Origin of the sequence: Clostridium sp. Marseille-P299, assembly GCF_900078195.1 — a bacterium.
GTDB lineage: Bacteria > Bacillota > Clostridia > Lachnospirales > Lachnospiraceae > Lachnoclostridium.
The window spans coordinates 624,581-644,254 of the sequence record NZ_FJVE01000006.1 but is presented as its reverse complement, the minus strand read 5'-3'; the positions used below and the strand labels follow the sequence as shown (position 1 = coordinate 644,254).

At 33.9% G+C, this 19,674-nt stretch carries 14 protein-coding genes; 10 read left to right on the top strand and 4 right to left on the bottom strand.

The window, feature by feature from the left end; translation table 11 throughout:
- Positions 1–104: 104 nt before the first annotated feature.
- Positions 105–1,292: a MalY/PatB family protein gene (locus BN4220_RS06920; RefSeq protein WP_066715053.1), complete on the bottom strand. Its 1,188-nt coding sequence runs from the start codon at positions 1,290–1,292 to the stop codon at positions 105–107.
- Positions 1,279–2,433, bottom strand: a complete 1,155-nt coding sequence (locus BN4220_RS06915; protein ID WP_066715051.1) for a trans-sulfuration enzyme family protein — start codon at positions 2,431–2,433, stop codon at positions 1,279–1,281. Before BN4220_RS06915 ends, BN4220_RS06920 begins: the two co-directional genes overlap by 14 nt.
- 522 nt (positions 2,434–2,955) lie before the next feature.
- Here BN4220_RS06915 and BN4220_RS06910 point away from each other — a divergent pair.
- The 3 genes from BN4220_RS06910 to BN4220_RS06900 all read left to right on the top strand — a co-directional run bounded on the left by BN4220_RS06910 (position 2,956) and on the right by BN4220_RS06900 (position 5,683).
- Positions 2,956–3,714: a tRNA threonylcarbamoyladenosine dehydratase gene (locus tag BN4220_RS06910; RefSeq protein WP_066715050.1), complete on the top strand. Its 759-nt coding sequence runs from the start codon at positions 2,956–2,958 to the stop codon at positions 3,712–3,714.
- A 211-nt stretch (positions 3,715–3,925) separates the two neighbouring features.
- Entirely contained in the window at positions 3,926–5,044 is a 1,119-nt protein-coding gene (locus BN4220_RS06905) for a M20/M25/M40 family metallo-hydrolase (protein WP_066715048.1), read from the top strand.
- Between the two features lie 21 nt (positions 5,045–5,065).
- Positions 5,066–5,683 carry a peptidase C39 gene (locus BN4220_RS06900; protein WP_066715046.1) on the top strand — a complete coding sequence of 206 codons (618 nt, stop codon included), beginning with the start codon at positions 5,066–5,068 and terminating at the stop codon, positions 5,681–5,683.
- Between the two features lie 94 nt (positions 5,684–5,777).
- Here the strand turns inward: BN4220_RS06900 and BN4220_RS06895 are convergent, their stop codons facing one another.
- A complete protein-coding gene (locus BN4220_RS06895; protein WP_066715044.1) occupies positions 5,778–7,589 on the bottom strand; it encodes a heparinase II/III domain-containing protein in 1,812 nt (603 codons plus the stop codon).
- A 390-nt stretch (positions 7,590–7,979) separates the two neighbouring features.
- Between BN4220_RS06895 and BN4220_RS06890 the strand changes: the two genes are divergently transcribed.
- Positions 7,980–9,146 carry a glycoside hydrolase family 88 protein gene (locus BN4220_RS06890; protein ID WP_066715042.1) on the top strand — a complete coding sequence of 389 codons (1,167 nt, stop codon included), beginning with the start codon at positions 7,980–7,982 and terminating at the stop codon, positions 9,144–9,146.
- A gap of 72 nt (positions 9,147–9,218) precedes the next feature.
- Positions 9,219–11,234 (top strand): alginate lyase family protein, encoded by a 2,016-nt coding sequence (locus BN4220_RS06885; RefSeq protein ID WP_066715040.1) that lies wholly within the window; start codon positions 9,219–9,221, stop codon positions 11,232–11,234.
- A 357-nt stretch (positions 11,235–11,591) separates the two neighbouring features.
- Here BN4220_RS06885 and BN4220_RS06880 read toward each other — a convergent pair whose 3' ends face one another.
- Positions 11,592–13,949 carry an ABC transporter ATP-binding protein/permease gene (locus BN4220_RS06880; RefSeq protein ID WP_066715038.1) on the bottom strand — a complete coding sequence of 786 codons (2,358 nt, stop codon included), beginning with the start codon at positions 13,947–13,949 and terminating at the stop codon, positions 11,592–11,594.
- A 328-nt stretch (positions 13,950–14,277) separates the two neighbouring features.
- Here BN4220_RS06880 and BN4220_RS06875 point away from each other — a divergent pair, with 328 nt between their 5' ends.
- From BN4220_RS06875 to BN4220_RS06855, 5 genes are all read left to right on the top strand, one after another.
- On the top strand, positions 14,278–14,892 hold the full coding sequence (locus BN4220_RS06875) for an HDIG domain-containing metalloprotein (protein ID WP_066715036.1): 615 nt from the start codon (positions 14,278–14,280) through the stop codon (positions 14,890–14,892).
- 78 nt (positions 14,893–14,970) lie between these two features.
- Positions 14,971–15,570, top strand: coding sequence for an amidase domain-containing protein (locus BN4220_RS06870; RefSeq protein ID WP_066715034.1), 600 nt, complete (start codon positions 14,971–14,973; stop codon positions 15,568–15,570).
- Positions 15,571–15,983: 413 nt separating this feature from the next.
- The gene (locus BN4220_RS06865) at positions 15,984–16,778 is read left to right on the top strand and encodes an FAD binding domain-containing protein (protein ID WP_066715032.1); all 795 of its coding nucleotides are present in this window, start codon (positions 15,984–15,986) and stop codon (positions 16,776–16,778) included.
- Positions 16,772–17,233, top strand: coding sequence for a (2Fe-2S)-binding protein (locus BN4220_RS06860; RefSeq protein WP_066715030.1), 462 nt, complete (start codon positions 16,772–16,774; stop codon positions 17,231–17,233). Before BN4220_RS06865 ends, BN4220_RS06860 begins: the two co-directional genes overlap by 7 nt.
- A gap of 13 nt (positions 17,234–17,246) precedes the next feature.
- A complete protein-coding gene (locus tag BN4220_RS06855) occupies positions 17,247–19,538 on the top strand; it encodes a xanthine dehydrogenase family protein molybdopterin-binding subunit (RefSeq protein WP_066715445.1) in 2,292 nt (763 codons plus the stop codon).
- The last annotated feature ends 136 nt before the right edge of the window (positions 19,539–19,674 follow it).

Here is a 19,674-nt window from a genome sequence, read left to right as displayed (position 1 = left end):
AAAACAAACTAAGAAAAATTTAAAGTGCTCAATAAATAAAAAAATATCACTATAAATACGAATATTTATAGTGATACAAATTTTCATAGTGTTAATAACATATTCTATAAACCCTTAATCGCACCTTCCAATTGTTCCAAAGCTTTCTTTAAAATACTTCTAGGACAAGCAATATTAATGCGCTCATAGCCTTTTCCATCAACGCCAAACATAGAGCCAGTATCCAACCAAAGTTTTGCTTTATTAACAATCAAATCTTCACGTTCTGGTTCCGTTAGACCAAGTCCTCTAAAATCAATCCAGATCAGATAAGTTCCTTGTGGTTCTACTAATTTAAGCATTGGAAGTCTTTCATTTAAAAACTCACGTACATAATCAAGGTTATCCTTTAAATAGCTTCTCATTCCATCTAACCAAGCCTTACCTTCCGAATAAGCAGCTTTTGCAGCGGTTAATCCGATAGTATTGATTTCATCATAACCAGTTTTTGCTTTCTCACGAATAAAGCGTTTTCTTAAATCCTCATTTGCAATAAATACATTTGAAATCTGTAATCCCGCTAAATTAAATGTTTTACTTGGTGCGGTACAAATAATTGAGTTGTTTTTAAACTCTTCACTTAAACTTGAAAAAACGGTATGTTTATATCCTTCATATATAAAATCGGAATGTATTTCATCGGAGATAACAAGTACATTGTGTTTTAAACAAATTTCTCCGATTTTAGTTAACTCCTCCGTAGTCCAAACTCTGCCCACAGGGTTATGCGGACTACATAAAATAAATACTTTCACTTTATTATCAATAATTTTTTGCTCAAACTCTTCGAAATTCATTTCGTAAAAACCATCATGATTTACGAGTGGACTATTCACTACCACGCGGTCATTGAGTTGAATCATTTTAAAGAAAGGATAGTAAACAGGTTGTTGAATTATTATGGCATCGCCTGGATTTGTAAAAGCTCTAATCGCTGTTGCAATTGCATACACAACACCAGGTGTTTTAACGAGCCACTCTTTCTTGATTTCCCAAGAATAATTTGTTAGATACCAATTTTTAAGTGCATCAAAATAATCATCTTTGGAATCAGTGTAACCATAGATTCCATGAGAAACAACTTTTGATATAGCATCTGTGATTTCATCAGCAACTTTAAAATCCATATCCGCTACCCACAATGGGAGAATATCTTCAGGGCGTCCGCGCTCAATTGCGAAATCGTACTTTAAACTGTTCGTATTTTTACGGTCAATGATTTCATCAAAGTGCGTTGAATCATATTTTTTCATAAGTACCTCCGTTTGCTGCTTGATCTAAGTCTTCAATTAAATCTTCTACATTTTCAATGCCAACAGAAATACGAAGGAAGCGGTCAGTAATACCTTTTGCATTGCGTTCTTCTTCCGGTAAGTCGGCATGAGTTTGAAGCATTGGATATGTGATAAGACTCTCTACGCTACCTAAACTTTCTGCATAATAAATAAGATTTACATTAGATAAAATACGAAGAGCAGTCTCTTTGCTATCAGTTTCAATTGAAATCATAGCACCAAATCCTCTTGCTTGCTTTTTAATAATATCATATCCCACATGATCTGGTAAGCCGACATACCAAATTTTTGTTACCCAAGGTTGTTTTTTTAACCAAGCAGCTAATTCTTTTGCATTCTTTTCTTGACGTTCGATACGAATACCTAGAGTCTTGATACTTCTAGTAAGAAGCCAACTATCCATTGCAGAAAGACAAGCCCCTGTTGTTTTATAAATAAAACGTATTTTATCAGATAGTTCATTTGTAGCAACAGCGATAATTCCTGCAACAATATCGTTATGACCACAAAGATATTTAGTACCACTATGTATTACAATGTCTGCTCCAAGGTCAATTGGATTTTGAAAATAAGGGCTTAAAAATGTATTATCTACGATTAATAAGAGATTTTTTTCCTTTGTTAACTTAGAAACTTCAATTAAATCAGTAACTTGCATCATCGGATTAGATACAGTTTCTAAAAATACAGATTTTGTATTTACTTTTATTGCATTTTTGATATCATCTATATTAGAGGTATTAACCGTTGTAAATTCTATACCGTTTTTTTCTGAAATATGTTCAAATAGGCGATAAGAACCACCATATAAATCATTTGATATGATAATATGATCCCCAGGATGAAATAGTTCCATAGTGACAGATATAGCAGCCATACCAGAAGACAAAGCAATTGCATCTACTGCATGCTCTAGATTTGCTAGAATCTTTTCTAAATACTCTCTTGTTGGGTTTTGCAATCTGGAATAGTCATATCCAGTACTCATACCAACGCCAGGGTGTGCAAATGTTGCGGATTGATAAATCGGCATGGTTAGGGAACCTGTGATATCAGTTCTTCTTTCTTTATTATGAATGCATTGTGTCTCAATTTTCATAAGCTATCCCTCCTAATAGGTTTACTTTCAGATAAAAATATCATATAATTCATACAGTTTTAGTATAGTTAATTCATTATAAATAGTTTGGTACTTAATGTCAATGATTCATAATTATAAATATAAAAAGAAATTTTATTAATTTTAATTGTAGAAATGTCGTTGTATAAAAGCCATTCTACGTAAATATATACATATTTTAAAAATGTATAGAAATAAAACTCAAGATAATATGGGTTAAAAAAAGGATCATTTATGCAAATAGAAATCTTAATTAATATGCATTCTTTTGTATCTTCCTTGGAAGAATGATAGAAAAGATAAGTAGGGTAAATAAGTAAAGATAATAGTTGACTTTAGAAAAAAAAATTACTATACTGAAATTCATATTAAATAAGTATGAATTAACTTAAATGAAAACGTAAACAGATTCACGTTAGAATGTAGATAGAATAATATTTTATAGTCAAAAGAATCAGAAAACAAGTAGGAATATATTAGAGAACAAAGGTTAGGTGTAATATGTTAAATCAATTTTCAAGATCTGAATTATTATTAGGCTCCGAAGGAATGCAAGCTTTGGCAAATGCTCGAGTAGCAGTGTTTGGAATCGGAGGTGTTGGCGGCTTTACAGTAGAAGCACTTGCAAGAAGTGGCGTTGGTACTTTTGATATATTTGATGATGATAAAGTTTGCCTTACGAATATCAATCGTCAAATCATTGCTACAAGAAAGACAGTAGGCCAATATAAGGTTGATGTTATGAAAGAAAGAATCTTAGAAATTAATCCAAAGGCAGTAGTAAATACTCATCGATGCTTTTATTTACCTGAAAATGCCCATGAATTTGATTTTACACAATATTCTTATGTAGTGGATGCAGTTGATACAGTTACAGCAAAGATTGAACTAGTGTTAAGAGCTCAGGAGAGTAATACACCAATTATTAGTTGTATGGGGGCTGGTAATAAGCTCGATCCAACGAAATTTGAGGTAGCTGATATTTATAAAACTTCCGTTTGTCCACTTGCAAAAGTTATGCGTAAAGAATTAAAAGCAAGAGGAGTAAAACGTTTAAAAGTTGTATATTCCAAAGAGATAGCAAGACAACCACTTTCAGATATGTCCCTTAGCTGTAAAACTAATTGTATCTGCCCTCCAGGAGCTGAAAGAAAGTGTACACAAAGAAGAGCAATTCCAGGTAGTGTAGCATTTGTACCTTCGGTTGCAGGATTAATTATTGCCGGAGAGGTAGTAAAAGATTTAACTGGAATAAATTAATCGATTAAGTCAATTCTTTTGGGGTGTCAGAAATACTATCATCAGTGGGGCTTAAAGCACCCACTGACATAAGCGCTAAAATGGCATGTAAGCATGTAGTGATATGCGTATATTTTATTAGAGGAAAAACATATATATACTAAGAAGCTAACGTAAGTAGCGTACGACAGGGGGAAGGAGAGGACCATGAAAGGGAATCTCCAATTTTATTATGAATGAAGAACGTTTAGTAAAGGAATTTTGTAAGTTAGTTGAGATTGATTCACCATCTTTTGATGAAAGAAAAATGGCAGATCAATTAAAAGATTATTTAATCGAGCTAGGATTTACAGTTTATGAAGACAACGTGGGATTACATTATAAAGGAAGTTGCGGAAATATATATGGTTTTTTAAAAGGGGATTTAAAAGGGGAACCTTTATTATTTTCTGCGCATATGGATACAGTAGAACCATCAAAAAACAAAAAGGCAATGGTGCATCCAAATGGACGAATCACTAGTGCTGGAAATACAGTATTAGGGGCGGATGATATTTCAGGTATTGTTGCTATTTTAGAAGCGGTTCGTACAATCAAAGAAACAGGACTTCCTCACCGAAGCATAGAAGTTTTATTTACAATTGCTGAAGAAGTATATATTCGAGGTAGCGAGGTATTTGATTACACAATGATACGCTCAAAGAGGGCATATGTATTAGATCTTAGTGGTGCCGTTGGCGAGGCTGCGATTACTGCACCTACATTAATTTCATTTACTGCCGAGGTGCAAGGAAAATCCGCCCATGCAGGATTTGCGCCAGAGAATGGTATCCATGCAATTGCCATTGCAGCGGAGGCTATAGTTAAGGTTCAACAAGGTAAGGTTGATTCAAAAACAACTGTAAACATAGGAAAAATTGAAGGTGGTTTAGCAACCAATATTGTTCCTGAGACTTGCACAATAATAGGTGAAGTAAGGAGCTTTGACCATAACAAAGCATTAAGAGAAGTAGATCGTATTAATGAAATATTTCAAACTGTTACGGGGCAGCATAAAGCTAGCTGCCAATTTACATCTTCGTTTGGTTGTATTGCTTATAACATAGACATGATGCATCCTGTTGTAAAAAATTATGAGGCTGCATGTAATAGACTTGGAATACGTACAAAATATGTGAAGACATTTGGTGGAAGTGATAATAATAATTTCGTAAGGCATGGAATTAACGGTATCGTAATTGCTTGCGGCATGAATAAGGTTCACTCCACGGAAGAATATACATTAGTATCGGAATTGATGAAGTGCAGCAATATCGTATTTGAACTTATGACAAACGAAGATCTAAAATAAACGTGCAGATGGGGGCTTTGTATGAAAAATCCTTTGAGTTATCAGCTAACGGAGTATGATTGTGGGCCGACCACAATGCTAAATGCGATTAATTTTTTATTTGTAAGAGAGGAAATTCCACCAGATGTTATAAAATTTGTTATGCTTTATTGCTTGGATGGGTATAACAGTAAAGGAGAACCAGGCAAAAGCGGCACCACAGGCATGGCTATGAGATTTTTAGCAAACTGGTTAACTCACTATGGTGAAGTGAAAAACTGGCCGATTTCGTGTGAATTTCTAAGTGGAGAAAGCGTACGAATGAGCCAAAACTCTAAATTAGCAGAATGCTTGCAATTAGGTGGAGTTGTGATTGCAAAGGTAATGCTAGGTTGCTGGCATTACGTGTTATTAACAGGAATGGATGATAAATATGTATATTTATTTGATCCATATTATCGAAAAAATCCGTTTGCCACAAAAGATATTAAGATGATTCAAGATGCCCCAAAACGTATGAATCGTAGAATTACCTATGATGTTTTAAATAGTGAAGGAAAAGGGGATTATGCCCTTAGTACTGTTTTAGAGAGAGAATGCGTGCTAATGTATAATGCTGTGAAAAAACAATCTGTAGATAGTATTGAATATATGATTTAATCAATAAAATTAAAAGTCTAAAATGAAATATAAAATAAAAACATAAAATTAATGGTGGAAGCAAAATAGCAACGAATTTTGCTTCCACCACTTTTTATGTATTTGCTTGTAGTTCTAATTTTATTGAAGCAGCTTCTAAATAAACCTTGATACGATAAATATCATGCTCCCAAGCGGTTTTAAGGCGCTGGTCAGTAATCGGAATTCTTTCAATTGTAAAATGTGTACTTCCAGTAACAGCTATGCTACCAAGAGTACCAACGATAATAGTATTTTCACGAATTACAGGTTCCTCGTACGTCATTAGGCTAAGATAGCTACCTTTTGGAATTATACCATAAGTATCTTCAATTGTTATTTTATCCTCTTTTTCTAATATAAAATTACGTCGGTATGTTGAAATATTAGCTTCTTTTGGATAACAGTCTTCAATATTCATGGAAATGTTACATTTTTCTGGACCTAAGAATGTTTCAACATTTGTGGCTTTATAATCTTTACCATCCTTTTGCATCACCTCACCAAAGGTTGGCAGATTATGATAAGCTGATTGCATTGTCCATATTTCATAACGCTTTTGGGAGAAGGTTTTTTTCGTATAACTTTCTACACCTACATCAATAATCATAGGTTTTCCATTTTTATAGACAATAAAACTTCCAGTATCATTATGGTTATGACTATCTGCGTTATGCCCAGCTTTTACCGCAAGAGAGAAAGAGCTATCCCGTGCAATGAAAAGACCGACACTCTTATAATAAACATCTGGATGTTGTAAACTTCTATCACAGTTAAAATTCTCTATCTCTTCTTGGGTAAATGTAGCCTGTAGGCGGTAAAATAAATTTAACTCTTCTTTTAATAAAATATCATTATTTTTACGGTGATCTTCAGCTGCAAATAGCATTAAGTCAGTACTATTAAGTCGCTTTCCAAAGAGAAATTCACGAACCCCTGCCCTTCCTGCAACAGGAGAGCAATCTGCAAAATTAACATAGTACTTATCATAAATATGTACATTTAAAATATAATGAGCGATATTTCGTATTTTTGTATCTTGATAACATTGCTTAAAATGATCTTTCGTTACTTTATTTAAAACTTCTAATGTATTAAATAAACATAATCCAGCATGGCGAAAATATTGTGCTCCTTCATCGCAACAACCATCCATTCCATAATCTTTCAGAAAAAAATCAACACTTTGGGAAGCTTTTATAAATAATTCTCGTAAGCTTTCTTGTGGTAACAACATAGTAGAAAAAGCGGCGATTAGGACATTTTGCGTACACCAAATTGTCCAATTGCACATGATTTCATCTCCTTGACCCATCCACCAAAAATGTTTTGTTAAGTAAGGGGTGAAAATTCTTTTATGTAATTCGGATTCAATGCGATTGCAAATTATAGGGCTAATTTTATCAAGGGAATCCTTTAATAAATAATATACCATTGCAAGTTGCGCACCAGTTTCACATGCAAATAAATCAAGAACAGGATTATCATGATCTGGTAAAGGTAGATTCGGAGTATTTCTTATATAACTATTATGCGCTGGTAGCTGCCATGCGCTTTCTTCGCATATCGTGAAAATTCCATTCATAATATCATCTAAAAATCGTCCTTTATTTTCAACACATTCTGCAAGTACTAAAGCGTTTAAAACACGGCGTTTCTCCATATAGAGTGCTTCATGGTTAACCCGATTGCCAGTTCTACAAAACTCCATAAATGATGTTGCCGTCATACTTGGATATTGATAATGAAGATAACTCTCACCAAGTTGAATCAAATCATCCTTCATATGCGTTGGCAAGGACTCATATTCCTCACGATTCGTTATATTTGGATAAGGGTGAAAAGCACAGAATGACTCTGTATAGTTTTTTGCTAAATCAGTAAACATTGGTACCTCCTTAGTGACATTTGTTGCATGAGAATTTTATGGATAATATATACAATATTTGTTTTATTAAACGTATCGCATATTAAGAATTATGTCAATATAGGTATAATAATGACTATGCATTTGAAAGGATACTACATTTCTTATAAAGATAGCACATGCTAGAATATAATCATTAATTTTATATAGACATTATGTAACGTAAGAGATGATATGAGAAGTAGGAGTAATGGGTAAGTATGATAGGTCAGTAAGAAAAATGTATAAATAAGAAATAATGTTTAAGTAAGAAATGATATGGGAAGTAATGAATGAGATAAGAAGAGAAAAATGAAATGAAAAACAAAAAATGATATGGAAAACGGATTGATTGACAAGTGAGGTACGATTATGAAGGATTTTTGTATAAAAAGTGGTATAACAAGTGAAGAAATTAAAGAAGCACTTTCCTTTTGTTGCAATCAAATATTATCAAATTTACCTGAGTTTACAGAGAAATTTCAGAATAAATACAGTGTAAATGGATTTTATGAGGCGATCCCAAATAATACATGGACAACAGGTTTTTGGACGGGAGAGATATGGCTTGCTTATGAATATTGTCAGAGAGAAGAGTTACTTTACGCAGGGCAAATTCAGATGGAAAGTTTTTTAAAACGAATCAATGAAAAAATTGATGTAGATCATCATGATATGGGATTTTTATATACTCCTTCTTGTGTCGCTGGCTATAAGCTAACTAAAAGTGCAATAGGTAAAGAAGCAGCAATTAAGGCAGCAGACCAACTTTTATCAAGATATCGTGCGGTGGGTGAGTTTATTCAAGCTTGGGGGCCTTTGGATACAGCAGAGAATTATCGACTTATCATAGATTGCTTATTAAATGTTCCACTTCTTTTTTGGGCCTCTGTAGAGACTAAGGATAATAAATATAGCATGGCTGCGAAAAAACATATTCATACAGCGGTATCGAATGTAATACGTGAAGACTTTTCTACCTGGCATACCTTTTTCTTTGATATAAATACTGGGAAGCCAACGCATGGTGCGACCTGTCAAGGATATCGCGATGGATCCGCATGGGCAAGAGGTCAGGCATGGGGAATCTATGGGTTAGCAATTGCATATAAGTATACGAAAAATGAGGATTATATAAAGCTATTTAAAGGTGTTACCAATTACTATTTATCACATTTACCAAAAGATATGGTACCATTTTGGGATTTAGAATTTACGGATGGTTCTAGTGAGCCAAGAGATTCCTCCTCTGCTTCTATTGCAGTTTGTGGACTTTTAGAAATGAGCAAATATTTAGAAGAGGGCGATGCAAAATATTATACGGATCTTGCAAAGAGAATGATGAAATCATTGTATGATAATTATGCTGTTAAGGATGAAAAGACGTCCAATGGCCTAGTATTTCATAGTACATATAGCAAGAAATCGCCATATAATACATGTACTCCTTGTGGTGTAGATGAATGTAATTCTTGGGGGGATTACTTTTACATGGAGGCATTAACTAGACTAAATAAAGACTGGGACATGTATTGGTAAAAAGAAGTATTCTAAAATAATAGATGTTATGAAAAGAACTACTGTATACCGAATACTAGCATGGAGGATACAATGAAGAAGGAAATGTTTTTTACAAAAACAAAAGATCAGCTCTTTTTTGATGATCCAAAAGCAATTGCAAAATACTGTATTTTAAATTGGCCAGAAGATGTTTCACATATATTACGTGTTGCAGATGAAGTCTGTAACCAATACTTTCTGTTTGATTTAAAATGGGACATGGAAAGGACATATGAGCCGGTTATATTTAAGGAGGAAATTATATGGGATTACATGCCGGCGGACGACCCTGAATTTATATGGCAATTTAATCGACATCGATTTTTTATCTGTCTTGGTCAAGCATATCAAATTACGGAAGATGAGAAGTATTCAAAAGCTTTTGTTAAGTTAATTACCTCATGGATTACAAATTGTAAAAGAACACCGGAAACGCAACGTAGCATGTGGAGAATTCTTGAAGTAGGTTTGCGGGGGGAATATTGGAGTAAAGCGCTACAATATTTTAAAGACAGTGAATTTTTAACAGAAGATGTATTAGATTTAATTTATCATTCATTGATTGAACATGCAGAATATATTGTAGAGGTGTATAATCCTTATCGCTATATTAGTAATTGGGGCGTTTTAGAAAATCATGGATTATTTGACATAGCAATGACACTACCCGAAAATGAACAGACTAAGGAATATGCCAAAATTGCATTAAAACGTCTAGAAATACTTGCTAATGTTGGTATTATGAATGATGGGGTGCAATGGGAGCAGTCTCCAATGTATCACAATGAGGTGCTTCATTGTTATCTAGATGTAATGATTTTAGCAAGTAGAAATAATATTAATATTCCTAAGACGATACAAAATAAAGTTTATAAAATGGCAATTGCCAATGTTGCCTGGAAAAAGCCAAATCATCATCAGCTTATGATGGGAGATAGTGACGATACGGATATTCGAGATATAATTAGTAAAGCCGCGTATGTGTTTAAAGATCCGGTACTTAAATATGTTGGTTATGATATCTTAGATTTTGAATCCATTTGGGATATTGGAATGAATGGTCTAAGGGATTATATTAAAATAGAGAAACAAGAGCCACATTTTACGTCCGTAGCATTAGAAGATAGCGGGAATTACTATATGCGTTCAAATTGGGGTGAAGATTCTAATTTATTGCACTTTCATTGTGGTACTTTAGGAGCAGGACACGGACATTCAGATAAGCTTCACATTGATTTAGTCATTGGTGGAGAAGATGTTTTAATGGATGCAGGAAGGTATACTTATGTATCTGGAGAAGAACGATTTGAATTTAAAGATCCAATGGCACATAATACATGCACCGTGGATGAAAAATTATTTACCATATGTAAAGATTCATGGGAGTGCATTAAGTTATCACAACCAGTGAAGCAACGCTTTGAAACAGGTATGCAATACGAATATGTTTCGGGTGGACACCTTGGATATATGGACTTAGATAATGGTGTATTTGTAAATCGTAAAATAGTTCATATTAAACCAGAGATCTATATAATCTTTGATGAATTTTACACAGGGGGAGAACATACCTATCAGCAATATTTTCATTTTAATGAGAATGGAGAAGTCAGCCTACAGGGAAATCATGTAACATATTTAGGAGAAAATATTAGAAGTGATTTATATTTTCTTTCAGATGGCGTAAAATCAGAAAAAAGATTATCAAGAATATCAAGGCACTATAATTTAGCAGAGACAAATACTTGTGTAAAGAATACGATAAAAGGAAAGGGCTTTACTTCTCTTATTACTGTGATTCATGGAGGGGAAAAAGAAGCCTTAGAACCGATTACTATTGAAAAACTACCGGTTCGTTCAGCTCTTAAAAATATAGAATACCCATCATTTATGGCAGAGGCAGTTAAAATAGACATTCGAGATACTACTTATATTATTGTCGTTTGTCACCAAGAAGTTAATTCACCAACGGATTTAGTGCTAGTAGATGACTGTTATGGTTTTGGAAATGTTATTGTGTTTAACAAGAAGGAATCTACCATCGGTGGAACTGTGTTGCAATATTAGGAAAGTAGAAAACTATTTAGATTTACTCTGAATTATTTCGGTGATGGGTTTGGGAAATGTATCGATTGAGCAAGTATTTATATGCAAATACTCATTTTAAAATCTAAATTCTAATGGTGACTTTTAAAAGATTCAAATATAGAATAAATAATAAGCTCCTCTTTATGGATTCAGTTTTATTAAACAGTTCACCATAAAGAGGAGCTTATCATTTGTAAATGTAGTTATTTTAAAGGTACTATAGTTCAATAATAATTACACAGAGCCTAATTGTTTATAAATTATAAATTATTCTAAGCAATTCACGCTAATCAAGCTTTCTAAGCAAAACACTTTAAGCCAGTGGCTCGTTTACAATTACTCTGAACGAAGAGCTTCAACTGCATCCTTCTTAGAAGCAATCTTGGCTGGTATATGTCCACCAAGCACAGTTAATATCGTGCTAATCACAATCAAAATTAATCCGTGTAATGGTTGTAGATTTGATACCCCTTCTAATTCAGTAAGATTGTAAATAACGTTATTAATTGGGAATGTCGCAAGCCATGCAAGTAAAATTCCAAGGAAACCAGAAAAGATACCAAGGATAAAGGTTTCTGCATCAAATACACGGGTAATATCTTTCTTTCTAGCACCAAGTGCTTTTAAAATACCAATTTCTTTTGTACGCTCAAGTACAGAAGTATAAGTTATGATGCAAATCATAATCATACTAACAACTAAGGAAATTGCCGCAAAAGCTATTAATACTATAGTAACACCATCCATAATGCCTTCTGTCATACCAGAAATGGTTCCTGCAAGGTCATTATAAATAATAATATCTTCTTTATTATCCATAGTTGCATTATAAGCTTCAATATAGTCGATAACTTGTTCTTTGCTTTCAAAGCTTTGTGGATAAAGCATAAGCATATATGGAGTGGACTCGCTACCTAGGTATAAAAGAAGATTATTCTTTGTTTCTTCATCCATTTCTTTCATGGTCATTACGTTAACATCTTGTTCTTTTTGAGCTTTTACAATCTCAGAATCCTTTGACATATCAACAACCATTTCAGTTAAAGAATCACTATAAGCGATTCCTGTAGCAAGCATAGACATTGTAGTGCCTTCTTTTACACGAACGATACCAGCGATTTTAACATCAATGCCATCTTTGGATTCATACATAGCTTCATAATCGGAACTTGGTATGAAGTTTCCGTATTCTGTTTGTGTATAATAATCATTGTTGGAAACAATTTTAAATTCGGTGCCAACGATATCGTCAAATTTAATGGATTCTACATCGTCTGTATTAAAACCAAGATTTTTCATAAGGTTTACATCGAGGCGATTTTTTGTATCAATTACTAATACAAGGTCAGTTGGGCTTTTGGGATATTCACCCGCTAATAATTCATAGTTCTTCTCAAGATAAGAAGGTTCGTTTTCATCCAATGATTCTGGATAAGAACTTAAGCCAAGACCGCTAGTACTTGTCATATTACTGCTATTTTGTGAAGTATCCGCCATAGATGGAAGAGTAACTGGTATTACTCCATTTTCAGTATTACGAATTAAGTTCATTGATACAATACGAGTATAACCAATACTAGTACAGATACTTGGGTCAATATTATTTAAGTAATCAATAAACTCATCGGTTAGCTTATTTTGGTGAATCATTGTTGTTTCAGAAGGATCATATAAATAAACTTCATTGGAATCAACATACTCAGAGGTACCCCATAAACGATCTTGCATTTCTGATTGCATACTTGAAATACTTTCAGCATCTACTTCCGAAGCAACCTGTGAAATGAAAATTGGGAATTCTGCCATCGCATCTTCTTGAAATTTATCAATTTGAGATTGGAAACCAGTGGATAAACTTAAGATAACTGCAATACCAATAATACCAATACTCGAAGCAAAAGCCGTTAAAAACGTTCGTCCTTTTTTGGTTCTAATATTGTTAAAAGATAACTTTAACGCAGTTAGAAAGCTCATACTAGTTTTCTTAAGTTCAAAATTATCTTTTTTAGAATCTGCATTGTATGGATTGGTATCGGAGAGAATCACACCATCTTGGAAGCGAATAATACGGTCTGCATATTGTTCCGCAAGCTCTGGATTATGTGTAACCATAATGACAAGACGCTCTTTTGCAAGTTCTTTAATTAAATCCATGATTTGCACGCTAGTAGTAGTATCAAGAGCACCAGTTGGCTCATCACAAAGTAATATTTCAGGATCGTTAGCAAGAGCACGTGCAATTGCAACTCTTTGCATCTGTCCACCAGAAAGTTGATTCGGTTTTTTGTGTAAGTGGTCTTTTAAACCTACCTTTTCAAGTACTTCAATTGCACGTCTATGTTTCTCTTCTCCAGAAACACCACTTAAGGTCATACCAAGTTCAACGTTGGCAACAATACTAAGGTGCATAATCAAGTTATAACTTTGAAAGACAAAACCTACAGAATTATTACGATATGCATCCCAATCCTTATCCTTAAATTCTTTCGTTGATTTCCCCTTAATAATTAAATCACCAGAATCGTATCGATCAAGGCCACCAATGATATTAAGACAAGTTGTTTTACCTGAACCACTGGTACCTAAGATTGCTACAAATTCTTTTTTGCGAAATGATACACTAATATCATTTAAAGCAATCGTATCAATTTCGCCAACATGATACGTTTTTTTTATGTTCTTTAGCTGTAACATAGTTAACTCCTTTTCTAACTAGTCTAAATTAATTGAATCTGAAATTCTACTTATGTAAAATGAGTATGACATTAATACGCTTCAATTAAACATATAACACATATAATATAGGAAGAATTTAGCTTTGTAAATAAAATGGATTTTATTTAACAGTAATTTTAGGGATTGTTAATAAATACTAAAGTATAGGAAAAAATTTAAAATAGAATTGAAACCGGTTACCTATGGTTATAATATAATAATAATTGATGATAAGATTTCCATGATCTCACATTAGAGTTGTTAAGATCAGATTTGCCGAATAAGAATGGAAGGTACGGAAAATTAAATGATTCAAAAAAAAGATTTATTTCAAACAATAGACGATATTTTAATGGGGACAGAAAAACCGTCATTGCTATTAAATAATTTATTAGAAGATGAGATGTTCTATGAATATCCGTTTAAAATGCTAGCTAGCTTAAAAGAAACGGAGCAATCTAAGGTGCATCATCCAGAAGGAGATGCATGGATTCACACCATTATGGTTGTAGATGAAGCAGCCAAATGCAAGGATGAAAGTACAGATCCACATGCATTTATGTGGGCTGCCTTATTACATGACATTGGAAAACCAAAAACCACTAGAAATAGAAAAGGTAAAATAACTTCGTATGAACATGATAAAGTTGGAGCGGAATTAGCAAGAGAATTTTTAGTTGTATTTATTAGTGATCGGCAATTTATTGAGCGAGTTGTGGCTTTGGTTCGTTGGCATATGCAAATATTATTCGTGGTAAATGATTTGCCATTTAAAGAAATACAAAAGATGAAGTCAGAGGTAAATATAAAGGATATCTCTCTTCTTGGCTGGTGTGATCGTATGGGAAGGAAAAATGCGGATGAGGAAAGGGAAAGAGGTATCATTGAGGAATTTTATGAGAAGGTAAATGATGAAACGTGAGACGGAAATAAATCTTTATTTGACACATAAATGCTATTATAGAATAGAATAAAATAAACAAATTATTTGGAGTAGAACATGGTTCATGCGACAATGATAACTCCATATCAACCGAATCTCGGAATTGAATATGCTAAAAAATATTACTTAAATGGTAATCCTAATTTTTATAAAGCCACAGTAGATTGTACCAATTTCGTTTCTCAATGTATATGGGCAGCATATGGAGGTTGGAGTCCGTCTATGTCAGAGGCTGAAGTAAAGAAAAATATAAGAGACGGGTTTCGGATGATAAAGGGTGCTTATACAAGTGCTTGGTATGCGAACCAGGGCGGTGGGAGCAGAGCATGGGAAAATGTAGACTATCTCTGGTCTTTTATGACATACCAAAAAACATACGGACCAAAAGCCACTGGTGTAAACAGTGGGAAATTATACACGAGTATCAATCCAAAAGATATTCAAGTAGGCGATGTAATGCAATTTAGTTTAAATGGTTGGGATTACCATCATACGGTCTATGTCATATCAGTTGATCGAAATGCACCAAGCTTTAGTAATATAATTGTAGCACAACGTACCGCCAATAAGATACGTACACTAGAGGATGCTATTGAAAATAATGGTGGTGATGAGTGCTATATGAGAAAAATGACGTTTCATTCTACAAACTTTTAAATTGAAATTGTTTTAACCCATTTGTTTTTCTAATGGAATCCAATGAAGTAAAATTCATTTAGAAACTAATAGCTTAAAGTTGGTTGTTTATAAAATATAAAGCAAAATCCATTTTCAAATTCTGATGTGCTATCTCTGATATTTTGATACTTAGCATATTAGCGTTTGAGGTGGATTTTTTTTATTTGATTTTCTAATAATTAATTCTATAATCCAATCATTATTATTACTAATGTTACTAATAAGATAAAATAATAAAGAGCTTTTTCTTTAGAATAACAAGGAACTTTTGATACGATAAAATCACAAATAAATTTCTACGGTGTTGAAAAATGTTGGGATTTATGGTATTATGACGGCTGTATTGCTTTTAAGCGAATCATGCTTTAATGAAGAAAGGTACGGATTAATTTATGTTTAAAATAAAAGATTATGTAATGGTAAAAGACCTAGAAGAAGCATATCAACTGAACCAAAAACGGAGCGGTGTTATTCTTGGCGGTACATGTTGGTTGAAAATGGGTAAAAAACAAATCGGCACAGCAATTGATTTATCTGGCTTGGGGCTTAACACAATAGAGGAAAATGAGGAAGAGTTTCAAATTGGATGTATGACAACGTTGCGTGATCTAGAACTACATAGTGGATTAAACGAATATTTTAAAGGCGCAATAAAAGAAAGCGTAAAGCATATTGTTGGAGTACAATTCCGTAATTGTGCAACCATTGGTGGCAGTATTTATGCTAGATTTGGCTTCTCTGATATTTTAACTTGTCTTTTAGCTCTTGATTCCTATGTAGAACTATACAATAAAGGTATTTTACCATTACATGAGTTTGTTACTATGCCTTATGATAATGATGTATTGGTACGGATTATAATTAAAAAAGATGGAAGAGATGTAGTATATCAATCAAAACGTGCGAGTGCAACGGATATTCCAATTCTTGCATGCGCGGTTGCAAAGAAGGATAATACATTTTACGTAAGTGTTGGTGCGAGACCAAAACGTGCATTATTACAAACAGTTGAATGTACGTATACATCATCAGAAGAAGATAAAATCAGTGACCTTGCAAATGAGTTATGTAAGAACTTAGAATTTGATTCAAATATGCGTGGAAGCAAAGAATATCGTAAACATCTTGCCACAGTATTTGTTAAGAGAGGAATTCTAGCACTGTTAGGAGGCAATTATACATGTTAGTGACAATGTGGTTAAATGGAAAATTAGTTAAGGGAGAGGTTTCACCAAGTACACCTCTTTTAGAATTTGTTAGAAGCAAAGGATGCTATAGTGTAAAACGTGGCTGTGAAACATCAAACTGTGGTTTATGTACCGTATTATTAGAGGGCAAGCCAGTACTTTCCTGCTCAACTCTAGCAGTAAGAGCAGAAGGGAAACACGTTGTCACAATTGAAGGTTTAGAAGACGAAGCGAGAGAGTTTGGTGCTTTTATGGCAAACCAAGGGGCAGAACAATGTGGTTTTTGTAGCCCAGGATTTATTATGAATGTTCTTGCAATGAAAAAAGAACTAGTAAATCCAACCGAAGATGAAATAAAAGAATACTTAGCTGGTAATTTATGCAGATGTAGTGGATATATGTCTCAATTACGTGCAGTAAAAGCATACTTAGCGGAGGGAAGCAAGGATGAGTAATCAAAAACCAAATATGAAGTATGTAAATCAATCCGTCATGAAAAAAGATGCAATGGCACTTGTGACAGGAAAACCACTTTATACCGATGATATTGCACCAAGCAATTGTTTAATCGTTAAAGTATTACGAAGCCCTCATGCACATGCATTAATTGAATCCATTCAAACAGAAACTGCTAAGAAGGTTCCAGGAATTGAATGTGTTTTAACATATGAGGACGTACCAAATAAAAGATTTACAATGGCAGGACAAACTTATCCAGAACCAAGTCCATATGACCGTTTAATTCTTGATCAAAGAGTACGTTTCGTAGGTGATGCAGTAGCAATCGTCGCTGGTGAAGACGAAGAGTGCGTTGATAAGGCTTTAAAATTAATCAAAGTAAAATATGAAGTGTTAGAACCACTTCTTGATTTTCGTAAAGCAAAAGATAACAAGATTTTAGTTCATCCAGAAGAAAACTGGAAAGCACTTTGTGAAGTTGGTGCAGATAATAAAAGAAATTTATGTGCACATGATGTAGAATACCATGGGGATATTGATAAAGCATTCGAAGGCTGTGAAGTTGTTGTAGATAAAACATACCATACCCTAGCGAATCAACAAGCGATGATGGAAACATTTCGTGCGTTTACCTACATGGATACTTATGGACGTTTAAATGTTGTTGCATCTACGCAGATTGCATTCCATGTAAGACGTATTTTATCCACTGCACTTGATATAAAAAAATCTCAGATTCGTGTAATTAAGCCACGTATCGGTGGAGGTTTTGGAGCAAAACAAACAGTAGTAGCAGAAGTTTATCCTGCAATTGTTACATGGAAAACAGGGAAACCTGCAAAGATGATTTACACAAGAGAAGAGACATTAATCGCCTCTACTCCAAGACATGAAATGGAAATCCACGTACGTGTTGGCGCTACAAAGGATGGTATTATAAAAGCTATCGATATGTATACACTTTCCAATACTGGTGCATTTGGTGAGCATGGTCCTACAACAGTAGGTTTATCTGGACATAAAACAATCTCTATGTATGGAAAACTTGACGCATTCCGTTTCGCTTATGATGTTGTATATACTAACGTAATGTCTGCGGGTGCATATCGTGGATATGGCGCAACTCAAGGTTTCTTCGCTTTAGAATCTGCGGTAAGCGAACTGGCAGCTAAAATTAATATGGACCCTGTAAAGATTCGTGAAATGAACATGATTAAAGAAGGCGAAGTTATGCACGCTTATTACGGGGAAACTGCAACAAGCTGTAATTTAGATAAATGTTTAAGTAGAGCAAAAGAAATGATTGGATGGGATGAAAAATACCCATACAAAGACCTTGGCAATGGAAAAGTTCGTTCCGTAGGTGTTGCTATGGCGGCACAAGGTTCCGGTATTTCAAGTGTTGACGTAGGCTCTGCGTCCATTCAAGTAAATGATGATGGTTTTTATACCTTAAGCATTGGTGCAGCAGACATGGGAACTGGTTGTGATACTATTCTTGCACAGATGGCAGCAGATTGCTTAGAATGTGATGTAGATAATATCATCGTTCATGGTGTAGATACGGATACTTCACCATACGATTCAGGTTCTTATGCTTCTAGCACGACTTATGTTACTGGTACTGCCGTAATGAAAGCATGTGAAACTTTAAAAAATAAAATGTTACAGGTTGGTGCCGAATATCTTTCTTGTGATGTAGAAGATATGGATTTTGATGGAGAAAAAGTATTCAGTCTAAAGGATAATAAGAGTGTTACGATTAAAGACTTATCTTATCAGGCACAATGTGGAAGTAAGCAAGCACTTTCTGCAACAGAGTCTTATACATCAGAAGTTTCTCCACCACCGTTTATGGTCGGAATGGCAGAAGTTGAAATTGATAAAGAAACTGGTGATATAGAACTTATAGATTATGTTGCGGTAGTTGATTGTGGTACTCCAATCAATCCAAACCTTGCTCGTGTACAAACTGAAGGTGGACTTGCACAAGGTATTGGTATGGCAATGTATGAAAACATTCAATACAATGAAAAAGGTAAGCTATGGAACAACTCCTTCTTACAGTATAAAATTCCAACAAGACTTGATGTAGGTACGATTCGAGTTGAATTTGAAAGTAGCTATGAAAACTCTGGTCCATTTGGTGCAAAATCCATCGGTGAAATCGTAATCAATACGCCACCACCAGCCATTGCAAATGCTGTATATAATGCAACTGGTGTTCGTGTATACGAGTTACCAATCACATCTGAAAAGATTGTTAAAGGTCTGATGGAACAAAAGAATCAAGGAAAATAAAAATTAAAAGAAATTAATATATAAGTAAATAAATGATTAAACAAAGGGCCCCGTACCGTAAATAGTATCTTTAAGAAAACTATTTATGGGGCTTTTTTTAAATTTTGATATTATAAAACAAGGCATACTTTTCTAC